Annotated in this window: 13 protein-coding genes and 1 pseudogene; 8 read left to right on the top strand and 6 right to left on the bottom strand. The window is 69.0% G+C overall.

Features of this window, described 5'->3' with window-relative positions; translation table 11 throughout:
- Positions 1–257, bottom strand: a pseudogene (locus MZTS_RS25015) (hypothetical protein); the annotation flags it as partial.
- Positions 254–634 carry a hypothetical protein gene (locus MZTS_RS23280; protein ID WP_343068845.1) on the bottom strand — a complete coding sequence of 127 codons (381 nt, stop codon included), beginning with the start codon at positions 632–634 and terminating at the stop codon, positions 254–256. The pseudogene MZTS_RS25015 and the gene MZTS_RS23280, both read right to left, overlap by 4 nt.
- 255 nt (positions 635–889) lie before the next feature.
- Between MZTS_RS23280 and MZTS_RS23275 the strand changes: the two genes are divergently transcribed.
- Entirely contained in the window at positions 890–3,847 is a 2,958-nt protein-coding gene (locus MZTS_RS23275; protein ID WP_246482244.1) for a phosphoenolpyruvate carboxylase, read from the top strand.
- A 272-nt stretch (positions 3,848–4,119) separates the two neighbouring features.
- On the opposite strand, the gene MZTS_RS23270 is transcribed toward MZTS_RS23275, so the two are convergent.
- On the bottom strand, positions 4,120–4,365 hold the full coding sequence (locus tag MZTS_RS23270; RefSeq protein WP_192285621.1) for a hypothetical protein: 246 nt from the start codon (positions 4,363–4,365) through the stop codon (positions 4,120–4,122).
- A gap of 280 nt (positions 4,366–4,645) precedes the next feature.
- Here MZTS_RS23270 and MZTS_RS23265 point away from each other — a divergent pair, with 280 nt between their 5' ends.
- Both MZTS_RS23265 and MZTS_RS23260 read left to right on the top strand, forming a co-directional pair.
- Positions 4,646–4,828, top strand: a complete 183-nt coding sequence (locus tag MZTS_RS23265; protein ID WP_192285619.1) for a ribosome modulation factor — start codon at positions 4,646–4,648, stop codon at positions 4,826–4,828.
- A 17-nt stretch (positions 4,829–4,845) separates the two neighbouring features.
- Complete coding sequence (locus MZTS_RS23260; protein WP_192285617.1) at positions 4,846–5,202, top strand: hypothetical protein; 357 nt, start codon at positions 4,846–4,848, stop codon at positions 5,200–5,202.
- Between the two features lie 63 nt (positions 5,203–5,265).
- Here MZTS_RS23260 and MZTS_RS23255 read toward each other — a convergent pair whose 3' ends face one another.
- Positions 5,266–5,604, bottom strand: coding sequence for a hypothetical protein (locus MZTS_RS23255; RefSeq protein ID WP_192285615.1), 339 nt, complete (start codon positions 5,602–5,604; stop codon positions 5,266–5,268).
- A gap of 41 nt (positions 5,605–5,645) precedes the next feature.
- Here MZTS_RS23255 and MZTS_RS23250 point away from each other — a divergent pair, with 41 nt between their 5' ends.
- Complete coding sequence (locus MZTS_RS23250) at positions 5,646–6,125, top strand: (2Fe-2S)-binding protein (protein WP_192285625.1); 480 nt, start codon at positions 5,646–5,648, stop codon at positions 6,123–6,125.
- Positions 6,122–8,473 carry a molybdopterin cofactor-binding domain-containing protein gene (locus MZTS_RS23245; RefSeq protein ID WP_192285613.1) on the top strand — a complete coding sequence of 784 codons (2,352 nt, stop codon included), beginning with the start codon at positions 6,122–6,124 and terminating at the stop codon, positions 8,471–8,473. Before MZTS_RS23250 ends, MZTS_RS23245 begins: the two co-directional genes overlap by 4 nt.
- Positions 8,474–8,491: 18 nt before the next feature.
- Here MZTS_RS23245 and MZTS_RS23240 read toward each other — a convergent pair whose 3' ends face one another.
- The gene (locus MZTS_RS23240; RefSeq protein WP_192285611.1) at positions 8,492–8,716 is read right to left on the bottom strand and encodes a hypothetical protein; all 225 of its coding nucleotides are present in this window, start codon (positions 8,714–8,716) and stop codon (positions 8,492–8,494) included.
- A gap of 1,251 nt (positions 8,717–9,967) precedes the next feature.
- Here MZTS_RS23240 and MZTS_RS23235 point away from each other — a divergent pair.
- The gene (locus MZTS_RS23235; protein WP_192285609.1) at positions 9,968–10,354 is read left to right on the top strand and encodes a hypothetical protein; all 387 of its coding nucleotides are present in this window, start codon (positions 9,968–9,970) and stop codon (positions 10,352–10,354) included.
- Positions 10,355–10,476: 122 nt separating this feature from the next.
- A complete protein-coding gene (locus MZTS_RS23230) occupies positions 10,477–11,622 on the top strand; it encodes a sensor histidine kinase (RefSeq protein ID WP_192285607.1) in 1,146 nt (381 codons plus the stop codon).
- 118 nt (positions 11,623–11,740) lie between these two features.
- Here MZTS_RS23230 and MZTS_RS23225 read toward each other — a convergent pair whose 3' ends face one another.
- On the bottom strand, positions 11,741–12,016 hold the full coding sequence (locus tag MZTS_RS23225; protein WP_192285605.1) for a hypothetical protein: 276 nt from the start codon (positions 12,014–12,016) through the stop codon (positions 11,741–11,743).
- A gap of 262 nt (positions 12,017–12,278) precedes the next feature.
- Here MZTS_RS23225 and MZTS_RS23220 point away from each other — a divergent pair, with 262 nt between their 5' ends.
- On the top strand, positions 12,279–14,024 hold the full coding sequence (locus tag MZTS_RS23220) for a pyrroloquinoline quinone-dependent dehydrogenase (RefSeq protein ID WP_343068846.1): 1,746 nt from the start codon (positions 12,279–12,281) through the stop codon (positions 14,022–14,024).
- Positions 14,025–14,087 lie beyond the last annotated feature (63 nt).

Below are 14,087 nucleotides of genomic sequence, written 5' to 3'. Positions count from 1 at the left end.
CAAGCCGATGGAGGCGCCGCTCCGGCCGGAGGCGGCGCCTCCATCGGCTTGTCCACAGGTTTCTCCACAGGCTTGGCCTGGGGCTTCGGGCGGGGTTTTGGCCGCGGCTTGCGCTTGGGCGCTTCCTTGGCCGCCTCACGGGGCGCCTCTGGGGACGCTCCGGATTCGGCCGGGGCGGTCTCGTCCTGGCCGAGGGCGGCGGGCGCGAGCGCCATCCAGGCCGCCGTGGCGGCCGCAATCAGGCCGATCCGTCTCATCGGGCGTGGCGGCCCTTCGGCTCGGAGAGCGGGGGTCCATCCTGCCGCTCCGCCTGTTTCAGTTCGCGGTTCTGCTGGTCGAGGAGGTGATCGAGCATCCGGTGATCGAGTTCTTCCGCATCGAACGTTCGGGATGGCCTGGGGTTAGACCCGTGAGATCCGGGATCCTCATGCTCGATCACGCGGGCATCGAGCACCTGTGCCCCGCGATCGATCGGGCTCACCGGGGACGGGGTCAGGGCCTTGGTGACCGCCTCCGCGTCGTCGTCCCATTCCTCCTCGCGGGGAAGGCGCAGGGGAGGACGGCGCGGCCCCTTGGAGAGCGTCGCCACGAAGATGCAGGCGAGCAGGGTGGCCGCCGCCGCGGCAAGGATCACCAGGGTTTCCATGGTCGGGTGGACCCTAGACCGGATCGCGCGCCGTTGCACCTTCCCCGGATGCGGACATCGCATAGGGCGCGGCTGCCGGTCCCGAGAGACGTAAAAAGAAGCGACGGCGCCCGCCCGGAAGCGGCCGCTCCAAGATCACGGCCTCCATGCGAGGAACGGTCCTTGCGTCGCGGGCCGAAGGGTGAGAACCGCGTCGACACTGCCGTCCGACGGTCACCGGCCGCTCACGTTCAGGAACGCTCGATGCCCCTCGAAGACCCCCGCTCCGCTCCGGCTTCCGCCTCCGGCATCCCGCACCGCCCGGCGGCGGGCGGCGGGGCGTCTCCGCAGCCGGCCGGCCGCGACCTGGAAACCGAGTTGCTCGACCTCGTGGCGCGTACCCGCGAGCAGGCGAGCGAGGATCCGTTCCGCAATCCCGTGCTCGCGGTGACGCTGGCCATCACCCGCCGGCTCGACCGGGACGAGATCGGCGAATCGGACCTCGACGCGTTGCTCGCGACCCTGCGGCGGCGGGCGCTGACGGAGCGGGCCGAGCGGCTGCGGGCCTATGTCGGCCTCGACGGCGACGGGGCCGGAGAGGCGGAGGGTCCCGAGGTCGAGCTTGCCGGCCGCCTGGTGGCGGCGGTGCCGCGGGGCTCGGGCGATTTCGAAACCTTTCGCGAGCGCGTCGGACGGACCGCCTTCGCGGCGGTGTTCACGGCGCATCCGACCTTCGGCATGCCCAAGGCCGTGGCCGGGCTGATCGCGCGGGCCGCCTCGCTGGCCGATGCGGACAAGCGCACCCCGATCCTCGGCGAAGCCGCCGCCCGCTCCACCCGGCCCGATCCGCAGATCAGCCTCGACGACGAGTTCGAGCAGGCCTGCATCGCCGCCAATCACGGCCGGGCGGCGATCGATGCCTTCAACGGCGCGATCCTCGATGCCGCCCGCGCCCGCTGGCCCGACCGCTGGACCGAGTTGGTGCCCAAGCCGCTGGCCATCGCCAGCTGGGTCGGCTGCGACACCGACGGCCGCACCGATATCGGCTGGTGGGACACCATGCGCTACCGGCTGATCTCGAAGCGGATGCAGTTCGACCGTCTGCTGCGCGACCTGCCCGATATCCCGGCGACCCGCGTCGTGCGCGAACTGACGGCGGGGGCGCGGGAGGCGGTGGAGCGGCAGCTCGCCGGAGCGCCGCTGCTCGGCACCAAGCCGTCCCTGGAGGCGGTCCACCGCTTCGCCCTGGCCCTCATCATCGAGCGGGAGCGCGCCCAGACCGATGCCGGGCCGATCCTGGCCGGGCTCGCCGCCGCCATCGGCGCGGCAGGGTCCGACGAGGAGCGCCGCGCCATCGCCGTGCTGCGTTCAGGGGTCGCGGCCCACGGCCTGTCGAACGCCCTGCCGCATTTCCGGCTCAACGCCAGCCAGATCCACAACGCGGTGCGCCGGGTCATCGACCTCGAAGGCGACCCGGCCGATGCCGCGCAGCGCCGCTCGCATCTCTCGGCGATCAACACCCTGCTCAACGACGTGCGGCCGGTGCCGGTGGATTTCGGGGCGCTCGCCGCCGAGCGGGCCTCGGCCGCGCGGTTGATGATGACGATCACCCAGATCCTCAAACATGTCGACGGCACCCATCCGGTGCGCTTCCTGATCGCCGAGACCGAGACCGGCTACACCCTGCTCGCCGCCCTCTGGCTCGCGCGCCATTACGGCATCTCCGACAAGCTCGAGATCACGCCGCTGTTCGAAACCGCGAGCGCGCTGGAACAGGGCATCCGGGTGCTGGACGACGCCCTGCGCAACCCGCATTGGCGCGCCCATCTCAAGCGTCTCGGCCGGCTCTCGGTCCAGTTCGGCTACTCGGATTCCGGGCGCTATGTCGGCCAGCTCGCGGCGACCTTCTGGATCGAGCGCCTGCGCCTGCGCATCACCGAGTTGATGGTGCAGAACGGGCTGACCGACATCGAACTGGTGATCTTCGACACCCACGGCGAGTCGATCGGCCGGGGCGCCCATCCGACCTCCCTGCGCGACCGCCTCGCCTATCTCGCGCCGGAGGATTCCCGCCGCCGCAACGCCGCCGCCGGCATCCGCGAACGGCTCGAATCGAGCTTCCAGGGCTCGGACGGCTACCTGATGTTCGGCTCGCCCGAACTGGCCCGCGCCTCGGTGGCGCGGATCGCCGAGCATGTCTTCGCCGACGCGCTGACGGAGGACGACGCCTTCGCCGATTACGCCCTCAACGACGGCAAGGCCGCCGTCTCCGCGAACGACCCGATCTACGAGGAGCCGGATTTCGCCGCCGAGTTCTTTCGCGTCGTGCGCCAGGACATGGAAGCCCTGGTGGATGACCGCGGCTACGCGGCGTTGCTCGGCACCTTCGGCCCGAGCCTGATCGACCGCACCGGATCGCGGCCGGTGGCGCGTCAATCCGATGGCGGGGGGCCGGCCGCGATCACCCATCCGCGCCAGATGCGGGCCATCCCCAACAACGCGATCCTGCAGCAGCTCGGCTATCTCGCCAACTCGCTCCACGGCGTCGGCCGCGCCGCCCACCGGTCGCCGGAGCTGTTCCGCCAGATGCGCCAGGATTCGGTGCGGTTCTCCCGCGCCTTCCGCCTCGTGCAGCACGCGGCCAGCGTCGGCGATCTCGACGTGATGCGCGCCTATATCGACACCCTCGACCCGGCGGTGTGGCTGGAGCGCGCCCGCCGCACCCGGCGCGACGCCCGGCGCGACGAACTCGTCACCATCGCCGCCGCCCTGGAGCGGCTGAACCTCGCCCCCGACCTGCGCCGCCTGTTCGGACGGCTCACCCGGGACGGGCTCTCTCTCCAGACGGCGGCGCCCGACCTCGCCGCCATGTCGACCCGGCTCGCCCTGCTGCACGCGATCCGCCTCGCCCTGATCCACCGGATCTGGTTCCTGGCGGCGCATATCCCCGGCTTCCGGCCGCAGGCGGGGCTGACCCGCGAGATGCTGCTCGAACGCTTCCTGCGCCTCGACATCGACGGCTGCCTGAAGCTGCTCGACGAGATCTTCCCGGTCACGCCCGACCCGACGCTCGGCCTCAATTTCGGCGAGCCGCCGGGCCCGCGCGACGTCGGCACCTACGAGACCGAGCACAACACCCTGTTCGGACCGATCCGCCGGATGTTCGAGCGGGTGCGCGAGATCTCGGGCATCATCCAGCACGAGGTCGGCGCCTTCGGCTGAACGGGCATTCCAGCAAACACGCTCGTCCTCATGCTGAGGTGCTGCGCCAGCAGCCTCGAAGCACCCCGCGACGTGTCACCTGGAAGGCCGGTTGCTTGGGATCGGCGGTCCGGGGTGCTTCGAGGCCGCGCCTGCGCGCGGCACCTCAGCATGAGGAGGAGGTGCAGGCCAGACCCCCTCGATCAAACCGGCTTTGGATCCATCGACCCGCAGGCTTCTCGCAAAGAACGCCGGACGAAGGGACGACCCTTGCGAGCCCCGGAGTCGCGATCTCAGTGCTTCAGCAGGCTCTCGAAGCTCGCATCGGGCTCGACCTTGCCGGCGAAGCGGGCGAGGCGGCTCAGGCTCGGCTCCGACAGGCCGCCGGCATTGGCGTAGGTGGCCAGGGCGAAGCTCACCAGCAGCTCGGCCTCCTCGTGGGTCATCGCCCGGCCGCTCAGGGTGCTGGCGGCGCCGCGCACCGCGAGGGCGGCTTGGCGGAAGGCGGGATCGTTCTTCAGTTCGTCCAGGCGACTCATCGGGCGTCCTCGGGGCCGTGCTTGCTGTGTCATGTCCTGCCGACCGGGTCGGCGGCGAAATCTCTCTCGCGAACGCTTCGCCGCGCCGTCGTATCCGTACCGGATGGCTGTGGAGACCAGGGAAAGGCGTGGCATAGCCTAAGCCTGCGCCATGTGAACCACGTCCGAACAGGGGAGCCGACCCCGAAGTCCGTGGCGGGAACGCGCCGTTTCGGCACGCCGCCCTCGCCGAAACGCCGCCGGCCCATAGATCCGGGATGAGCATCTGTGAGGGCGCGTCATGGACCGTGATCGAACCGAGGAGGCCGCCTATGCCGAGGGTCGGCACGCCGCCGAGCGGAGCGAGGGGACGGAGGACAATCCCCATCCGCCGGATTCCGAGGCGCATCGCCTCTGGCGGGAGGGCCACGCCTCGGTGACGGCCTCCGACGCCGTCGCCGACGATATCGGCGATTTCGCCTGAAGCGGAACGGGCCCGCGATGGCCGTGCTGGAAACGCCGGATGGCCGCTACATCGTCGTGCGCGGCCGGCTCTGGCGGCGCCAGCGGCCCGACCTCGACCCGGTGCGGCGGGATCGGCTCGTCCACGACCTGATGGATGCCCGGCGAGCGGTGCGCGCCGCCAAGGGGTCCGGCGACGCCAAGGCCCTCGCCAGGGCCCGCGCCGCGGTCGATGCCGCCAAGCGCGGGCTCGGCGAGCGCGGCCCGGTCTGGTGGCACGACGGCGCTCCCGATCTCAACCGGCGCATGGCCGCCCACACCCCCTATGCCGAATGGTATGCCGGCCTGCCGGAAGACGCCCGCGCCGTCTCCACCCCTCGGCCCGGTCGGAGGTAGCGGCCTTCGAACGGCCGCCGAGCCTTGTGCGCCAATCATGTGCGGGACCGCACAGACCATCCCTCAGGCTTTATTTCTCCGCCTCAAATGCCCGCGTTGCGACGCGCTGCACTGCAATGCAACCGGATTGCAACCGGACCGTCCAATTGCCAGAGCATCCCACTTCTGATTAATTCCAGATAAGAAATGCAGTTGAGGCCGTCCTGCGGCCTCCGCATTGTCGCGGCGGATCGGCTTCGCCGCCCTCGCAAGCGACGACAGCACGAACCAAGAGCCGGACGGCACGAGCCGGAAACCGGCCGCCTCGGCATCGATCCACCCGCCGCGCGGGCTTCGGACCGGTCCCGGCACGGCATCCATGGGGAAGGGCAGATCGATCTGGCCGCCGGGCGGACCTTCCATCCGCTCGCGTGGACCTCATCCTGAAACGGCAGATGGCAGCGATGATAAAACTCACGGTCAACGGAGCCGAACGCAGCTTCGACGGCGATCCCGACATGCCGCTACTCTGGTACCTGCGTGACGAGCTCGGCCTCACCGGCACCAAGTTCGGATGCGGTATCGCCCAGTGCGGTGCCTGCACGATCCATCTCGGCGGCACCGCCGCCCGTTCCTGCATCACCCCGGTTTCGGCGGCGGAAGGCCAGGAGATCACGACCATCGAGGGGCTCTCCCCCGACGGCAACCATCCGGTCCAGGTCGCGTGGCGCGAGTTGAACGTCGCCCAGTGCGGCTACTGCCAGACAGGCCAGATCATGCAGGCGGCCTCGCTCCTCAAGGACAGCCCGAAGCCGACCGACCAGCAGATCGACGAGAACATGAGCGGCAACATCTGCCGCTGCGGTACCTATCCGCGCATCCGCGCCGCGATCCATCAGGCCGCCGGCCAGACGGCCCCCGCCTCGAAGGGAGACCGCCTGTGATCCACGAAGCGAAGCTCATGGCGGAACTCGCCGCCTCCCAGAACGCGGCCGGCCCGGTCCGCATCGACAATGTCAGCCGCCGCGGCATCCTCGGCGGCATGGGCGCACTCGTGCTCGCCCTCTCGCTGACCGATCGAGCGAAAGCCGACGAGGGCCAGACCGAGGAGCAGAAGGCCAAGAAATTCGGCGCCGACGGCATGCCCAATGGCTGGCGTGACGACCCGAAGATCTTCGTCTCGATCGCCAAGGACGGCACCGTCACCGTCATCAATCACCGCTCCGAGATGGGCCAGGGCGTTCGCACCTCGATCGCCTTCACCGTCGCCGACGAGCTGGAGGCCGATTGGTCGAAGGTGAAGGTGGTCCAGGCCTGGGGTGAGGAGACGCATTTCGGCAATCAGGACACCGACGGCTCCCGTTCGCTCCGTCACTTCTTCCAGCATTTCCGCCATGCCGGCGCCGCCGCGCGGCTGATGCTGATCCAGGCCGCCGCCCAGCAATGGAACGTGCCGGCCGGCGAGGTGAAGGCCGAGAACCACGTGCTCACCCACGCCAAATCCGGCCGCAGGCTCGGCTACGGCGAGGTGGCCGAGGCTGCGGCCAAGCTGCCGGTGCCGGCCCGTGAGAGCGTGCAGCTCAAGAAGCCGGAGGCCTTCCGCTATATCGGCAAGGGCAAGATCGGCCTGATCGACAACCGCGACATCACCACCGGCAAGGCGATCTACGCCCTCGACGTGAAGCTCGACGGGATGCTCTACGCCGTCGTCGCGCGCCCGGCGGTCTACGGGGGTAAGGTTGTCTCCTTCGACGATTCCGAAACCCTCAAGGTCCCGGGCGTCGTCAAGACCGTGAAAATCGAGGGTGGCGAGATCCCGTCCGAGTTCATGCCGCTCGGCGGCATCGCGGTGATCGCCAAGAACACCTGGGCGGCGATGAAGGGCCGCGAGGCCCTGAAGGTCACCTGGGACGACGGTCCGAACGCCGGCTACGACACCACCGCCTTCCGCAAGGAGCTGGAGGCGGCCGCGCGCAAGCCGGGCAAGGTCGTGCGCGTCGCCGGCGATGTCGATGCGGCGATGAAGGGCGCCAAGTCGAAGTTCGAGGCCGAGTATTTCGTGCCCCATCTCGCCCAGGCGCCGATGGAGCCCCCGGCCGCGGTCGCGCGCATCAAGGACGGTGCGTGCGAGGTCTGGGCCTGCACCCAGGGTCCGCAGGCGGCCCATGACCGCGTCGTGAAGCGCCTCAACCTCCCCGCCGACAAGGTGCGGGTGAACGTGACGCTGCTCGGCGGCGGCTTCGGCCGCAAGTCGAAGCCCGATTACGTGGTCGAGGCGGCGCTCTGCTCGCAGGCCGTGGACGGCCAGCCGGTCAAGCTGGTCTGGACCCGCGAGGACGACATCCAGCACAGCTACTATCACACCATCTCGGTGGAGCGGATCGAGGCGGGCGTCGACGACAAGGGCATGCCGGTGGCGTGGCTCCACCGCTCGGTGGCGCCGACGATCGGCTCGATCTTCGCGCCCGACCCCAAGCACGAGCTGCCGTTCGAGCTGGGCATGGGCCTCGTCAACAATCCGCTGGCCCTGAAGAACCTGCGGTTCGAGAACCCGGAAGCCGCCGCCCATACCCGGATCGGCTGGTTCCGCTCGGTCTCGAACATCCCGCACGCCTTCGCGATCCAGTCCTTCGTGGCCGAACTCGCCCATGCGGCGGGCCGCGATCCCAAGGATTATCTCCTTGAGCTCATCGGCCCGGCCCGGAAGATCGACCCGACCGAGATCGGCGATGTCTGGAACTACGGCGAGGATCCGAAGCGCTACCCCGTCGATACCGGCCGTCTGCGCCGCGTCATCGAGGCGGTGGCCGATGGCGCCAAGTGGGGCCGCAAGCTGGAGAAGGGCAGGGGCTTGGGGCTCGCCGGCCATTACAGCTTCGTGACCTACACCGCCGTCGCCGCCGAGGTGGAGGTGGACGACAAGGGCCAGGTGAAGGTCCACGCCATCGACATCGCCGTCGATTGCGGGCCGCAGGTCAACCCGGAACGCGTCCGCTCGCAGATGGAGGGCGCGGTGGTCATGGGGATGGGCCTCGCCCTCACCTCGAAGATCACCTTCAAGAACGGCCGGGCCGAGCAGAGCAACTACGACGGCTACGAGGTCGTCCGCATCGACGCCGCCCCGAAGGCGGTGCGGGTGCATCTCCTGCCCTCGACCGACTACGGCGCCCCGCTCGGCGGCGTCGGTGAACCGGGGGTGCCCCCGGTCGCTCCGGCCATCGCCAACGCGGTCTTCGCCGCGACGGGACGCCGGGTGCGCGAACTGCCGCTGCGCGACCAGCTCAGCACCTGAGGGCCGGAGCGGCCTCGCTCACCACGCATGAGAGAAACCCGGCGGCCGCAAGCCGCCGGGTTTCTCTTTGGCGAAGGTCGTCCATACCGCCTCAGCCAGCGGCGTCGGGATCTTCATGATGCGATGCAGCCCGGCAACCGGATACAGATCGAGGACCGACTCCACGACGTCGCCTACGGATTCGGGACGCTTCGTGCGCTGGATCCTGACACTTTCGCGGCGATATCTAGGGTTGTGATCCAAGGCGGTCGATTATCTGCCCTGCTAGGCCGTGAGCCGGGCCCGCCTCGCATGAACAAGAGGGTAGATCCGCTGGGCTGACTGCCGCTTCCCGCCAGACGCTCCGGAACTCGCGCGCGCGGCCGAGGAATCATTGAGCCGGATGGGCATGGAGGAGCGCGAGCTTCGCATCATCCTTCGCACCAAGCTGCTTCCGGCGCCGCCGACGAAGCCGATGCAGTAGGCCAGCGATAAAGCGGCGCAGCTACCGCAGCGATCGTCGCCCGCATCGCCGAGGCCAAGAACAGCTGGACGAGCATCTGGAGCATGTTCGACGTTTCCAGTCTACCGAAGATGAGCGGAAGGCAGACATCGCTTGGCGGGAGACGGCATCCGACGAGACAACCGGAAGCGCAACGCAAGTCAGAACGTGCAATATTGGCTACCGGAGGCTCATTCAGCCCTCTTTTCCCTGATTTCATACGCCACAACTGGCTCACCCCTACACGGAGCGCCTGGAATGCGGCACTTGGCAGCAAGCTCCTCCAGTTCAGTATAGCGCGTATACTTCAAACTTGGAGCGCATTCTGGGCTATCAATGCGATTGGATTTTAAATATATTTCAGTCTTACCAAGGGAAGAAATGCCGGAATATGCCGTTATGGCTGCGCATCGATAGTATTGACCTGTGGCTCCGAACATAGCCGTCAAGCTTGTCCGCGAGGCCGTTTTTTCGCTAACTGGGAAGCGAATAAAGGCCCTTGCAAAGCCCCCGAATGGGCCGGCGTGAGAAGTAGGCTCGCTGATCTCGGGAGGGCCTACCGCATCGGCATTGAATTCACGGACGACGTAGATCGCAGCCATTCTTCTGTAGTTTCTCGGCAAAACTGGCACGTTCCCAGTTGTGCCTGCGACTGGACCAGGGTTCACAGAGTGGTCTGAAGATATGCCTCCCGCCGCCTGCTTATTTGGCGCCCCTGCCATACATCCAGACAAGAACATCAATGCAGTAGAAACCTGTACGATGCGGGCCGAGTAACGCATTTTTGCTCTCAAAATTTATAAAATATTCCATCCTATATCTTTTGTTAAAAATCAATATCAGATATAATGCGCAGCGGATTCAACTGCTGTTTGATATGATGTGTTGCATAATTGCGCGTCTGACCAGTGCTGATGTTCCGCTCGGCGATCGCCGAGCCCGACCGATGAAGGCAACCAGAGGCACGCCGCGCGGTTTCCCCTGTCTGGATCCATTATGAGGAAACCTCGTCCATGACGCTGGCCGCACGCCTGCTTCCCGGCCTCTCCCTCGCCGCCCTTCTCCTCGCGGGACCGGCGCTCGCCTCGTCCTGCTCCGACAAGATCGCGAAGCTTGACGGCCCGGCAAAGTCCGAGGCGACCTCCTCGATCTCGGCCTCGACCGGCAGCAAGACCGTGGCCGCCCATCGCGAGGGCGAGGGGCAGACCGGGACCGGCGGCCAGACCGACCCGCGCGAGGCCCCGCCGGAAAAATCCGCGGAAGCCGGCAAGGGCGGCGATCAGGCCCAGCAGGCGCGGGTCGCCCTGGAGGAGGCCCGCACCGCCGACGGCAAGGGCGACGCGAAGGGCTGCGAAGAGGCCGTGACCCGCGCCGAGAAGCTCCTCGACGCCAAGCCCTGAGGCTCGGTGGCAGGGTCCACGGAACGGGCCCTGCCGCTTGTAACGCGGCCCTTTCGCCCCACAATGCCGACACCGTCGTCTGCCATCGCGCCGCGCACGCGAAGAGGACCCGAGTCGACATCATGACCGAAATCTCGCCGGAGGGTCTCGATCTCCGGTTACGCCAGCAATCGATCCTGTCCGACTTCGGTGTGGAGGCCCTGCGCGCCAGCGAGCTGCTGCCGCTGCTGCAGCGGGCGACCGAACTCTGCGCAGAGGGCATGCAGGCCCAGTTCTGCAAAGCGCTCGAATATCAGCCGGCCCAGGATCTCCTGCTCGTCTGCGCCGGCATCGGCTGGGAGCCGGACTGCATCGGCCGGGCGGTGATCGGCGCCGATCTCGCCTCGCCTGCGGGCTATGCCCTGAAAACCGGGCGCCCGGTCATCTCCAACCATCTGGAGAACGAGACCCGCTTCCGCACGCCGGAGCTGATGGCGAGCCACGGCATCCGCCGGGCGGTGAACGTGCTCATCACCAACCGGGACGGTCATTACGGCGTGCTGGAGGTGGACGACACCCGCGAGGGCGCTTTCGGCCCGGAGGACATCGCCTTCATGCAAGGCTTCGCCAACCTCCTCGGCAGCGCCATCGAGCGCCTGCGCTCGGAGGCGCAGCTCAAGGTCGCCCTTGAGCGGCAGGACCTGCTCAGCCGGGAGATGAGCCATCGGGTCAAGAACAGCCTCGCAGTGGTGGCGGGGCTCCTTGCCCTGCAGGCCCGCGGCAGCGACAACGAGGATGTCCGCAACGCACTCGCCGACGCGCGCGCCCGGGTCGAGGCGGTGGCGCAGGTGCACGACCAACTCTGGCGCCAGCCGGACCTGACCCGGATCGACGTGGCCGGCTTCCTCGAAACCCTGTGCGAGAAACTCACCGAGAGCGCGGGCGCCCACGCCCTGCTCTGCCGAGCCGAGGCCGTCACCGTCCCGGCCGATCTGGCGATCCCGCTCGGCCTGTTCGTGAACGAACTCGTGACCAACGCGATCAAGTACGCCTATCCCGGCGGCCACGGCGAGATCCGCGTCGAGGCCGCCATGGCCGAGGATGGCGGGCTCACCGTCTCGGTCTGCGACGACGGCGTCGGGCTGCCGCCGGGCTTCGATCCGTTGAAGGCGCGCACCAGCCTGGGCATGCGCATCGTCGGCAACCTCGCCCGCCAGCTCGACGGCACCTTGTCCCTGAAGCCCGCCAAGGGGGCTCATTTCGAATTACGGATGGCTCCGCGCGGCTGAGGCGGGCGCGCCTGAACGGCCCTCACGAGAGCCCCTCCGTCCCCGTCGCGGCCGCAGGGGAGGCCGCCGGCGACGGGGTCTCGTCAGGTGCTCTGAGCCGCCCGCCCCGTGACCGCCGTCAGTTGCCGGCGGGGCCGCCACCGCTGCCACCACCGGCACTGCCCTGCGGCACGACCCGCTCCGGCTGGTTGGAATTGCCGCCGACCGCCGAATTGGTCTCGACGGTGCCGGCGGCGCTGTTGCCGCGCGGGATCGTCAGGTTGCGGTCACCCCCCGTGTTGTTCTGTCCGCCGCCGATCACCGGACCGCCGGATTGCGGCGCGGACGGGGCCGTCGTCTGCGCCATTGCCGGCGCCGCGAAGGCCAGGGCACCGGCCAGGATTACCATACGCATCGGATCTTCCTCGTCTCGAAATCGCGACGGCCCGCGGGGGCGAGCGGCCGCTTCACGCGCCGGGACAACCGCGCTGGCCGGCGATGGCTCCGTGAAATCCATCGCCACCGGCGAGACGAAGCGTCCCATTCGACAGCCCTGTCCCCCGGCCCTAACCAGGGAAGAAACCAGGGAGGAAGGAACCGTGACGCGCCACTCGAACGCGCCCGCCGGGCATCGTCGGCATGGCCCGACTCCGGCGCGAACCGGGCTCATCGCGGCGATCCTGGTCTTGCCCGCCCTCGTCTTCGCGCAGCCGGCGCCGGCCGCCTCCGGGGACTGGCCGGCCTTCGGGCGCGACGCCTCCAACACGCATCATTCGCCGCTGGCCCAGATCGACCGCAGCAACGTCGCCCGGCTTCGCCCCGCCTGGATCTTCCAGACCGGCACGACCGGCTATTTCCAGGCCGAGCCGGTGGTGGTGGACGGGGTGATGTACGTCTCGACCACGGGCAACCACGTCGCGGCCCTGGAGGCGAAATCCGGCCGGGTTCTGTGGACCTACACGCACAAGGCCCGCACGGAGAAGATCTTCGGGCCGCCGTCGAACCGAGGTGTCGCGGTGTCCGGCGGCCTCGTCTTCGAGGCCACCATGGACGGGCGCGTCATCGCCCTCGACGCCAAGACCGGCCGCCTGGTCTGGGACCGGGAAGCGGTACGCCCGGAGGAGGGGGAGACGGAGACCGCGTCGGCCCTGGCGGCACACCTCGGCGACAAGCCGGTCCAGGGCTCCAGCCGGCTCGGCTTCAAGATGCCGCCCCTGGTGGCGGAAGGATTGGTCATCGTCGGCGTGACCGGGGCGGGCTACGGCCTCCATGTCGAGGACGAGAAGGGCGGCCTCGATGGCGGCGCCGTGGTCGGGATCGAGGGCGGCTATGGCCGGCGTGGCTGGCTCGCGGCCTACGATGCCAAGACCGGCGAGGAGCGCTGGCGCTGGTACGTGACCAAGGCCGAGGGCTGGGAGGGCGGCTTCGCCGAAACCACGCCGGACGGGCTGCCGCTCCACCGCGACATCGCCGCGGAGAAGGCGGCCGCGCCGCGCTACCCGGAGGCCTGGAAGGTGGGGGGCGGTTCGCTGTGGATGACCCCGGCCTACGACCCGGAACTCGGCCTGATCTATCTCGGCACCGGCAATCCGGCGCCGCAGAATTTCGGCCTGACCCGGCCGGGGGACAACCTCTACACCATGAGCCTCGTGGCCCTCGACCTGCGCAGCGGCGAGCTGCGCTGGCACTACCAGCAGGTGCCGCACGAGCAATGGGGCTATGATGTCGCGAGCCCGCCCTTCCTGCTCGACTATCCCACCAAGGACGGTCCGGTGAAGGCGGTGGCCCAGGCGAGCAAGCTCGGCTGGATCTATGTCCACGACCGCGCCGACGGGCGGCTTCTCGGAAAATCCGCGCCGCTGATCGCGCACAAGAACCTGTTCGTGCCGCCGAGCCCGGAGGGCACGGTGGTCAGCCCCGGACCGCTCGGAGCGGTGTCCTGGCATCCGGTCGCCTACGATGCCGCCAGCGGCCTCGCCTTCGCGCAGGTGCGGCACGGGGCGGCGACCTACACGGTCAAGACCGTGCCGGCGGCGGGAGGACGCGGCGAGATCCGCTACACCGAGACCGGCGAGGCCAGGGGCGAGCCCTCCTTCTCGACCCTGACGGCGGTCGACCTCGCCCATGGCGGCGCGGTGGCATGGGCGCAGAAGGCCGGGAGCCGGCTCTCCGGCGGAACCCTCGCCACCGCCGGCGGCCTCGTCTTCTCGGGCGAGGAGGACGGGCATCTCGACGCGCACGATGCGCGGACCGGCGCGCTGCTCTGGCGCTTCCAGTGCGGGGCGGGGATCGGCGGACCGCCGATCACCTTTACGGTCGAGGGCCGCCAATACGTGGCCGTGGCCGCCGGGGGCGCCTCGTTCACCAAAGCCTCGGGCTTCGGCACGGGCGACGCCCTCGTCGTGTTCGCCCTGCCGGAGTGAGAGCCGGGGAAGCCGGGGCGCTACTCCGCCGCGTCGGACTCGCCCTCATCCTCCGGCGCCTGC

Source organism: Methylorubrum zatmanii (assembly GCF_014845115.1).
Classification (GTDB): domain Bacteria; phylum Pseudomonadota; class Alphaproteobacteria; order Rhizobiales; family Beijerinckiaceae; genus Methylobacterium; species Methylobacterium zatmanii.
The sequence above is the reverse complement of the archived record's forward strand: the minus strand, read 5'-3'. Positions and strand labels throughout refer to the sequence as shown.

Coding starts and splice junctions, on each gene's coding strand:
- MZTS_RS23275 (WP_246482244.1), top strand. CDS start 890: ATGCCCCTCGAAGACCCCCGCTCCGCTCCGGCTTCCGCCTCCGGCATC.
- MZTS_RS23270 (WP_192285621.1), bottom strand. CDS start 4,365: ATGAGTCGCCTGGACGAACTGAAGAACGATCCCGCCTTCCGCCAAGCC.
- MZTS_RS23265 (WP_192285619.1), top strand. CDS start 4,646: ATGGACCGTGATCGAACCGAGGAGGCCGCCTATGCCGAGGGTCGGCAC.
- MZTS_RS23260 (WP_192285617.1), top strand. CDS start 4,846: ATGGCCGTGCTGGAAACGCCGGATGGCCGCTACATCGTCGTGCGCGGC.
- MZTS_RS23255 (WP_192285615.1), bottom strand. CDS start 5,604: ATGGAAGGTCCGCCCGGCGGCCAGATCGATCTGCCCTTCCCCATGGAT.
- MZTS_RS23250 (WP_192285625.1), top strand. CDS start 5,646: ATGATAAAACTCACGGTCAACGGAGCCGAACGCAGCTTCGACGGCGAT.
- MZTS_RS23235 (WP_192285609.1), top strand. CDS start 9,968: ATGACGCTGGCCGCACGCCTGCTTCCCGGCCTCTCCCTCGCCGCCCTT.
- MZTS_RS23230 (WP_192285607.1), top strand. CDS start 10,477: ATGACCGAAATCTCGCCGGAGGGTCTCGATCTCCGGTTACGCCAGCAA.
- MZTS_RS23225 (WP_192285605.1), bottom strand. CDS start 12,016: ATGCGTATGGTAATCCTGGCCGGTGCCCTGGCCTTCGCGGCGCCGGCA.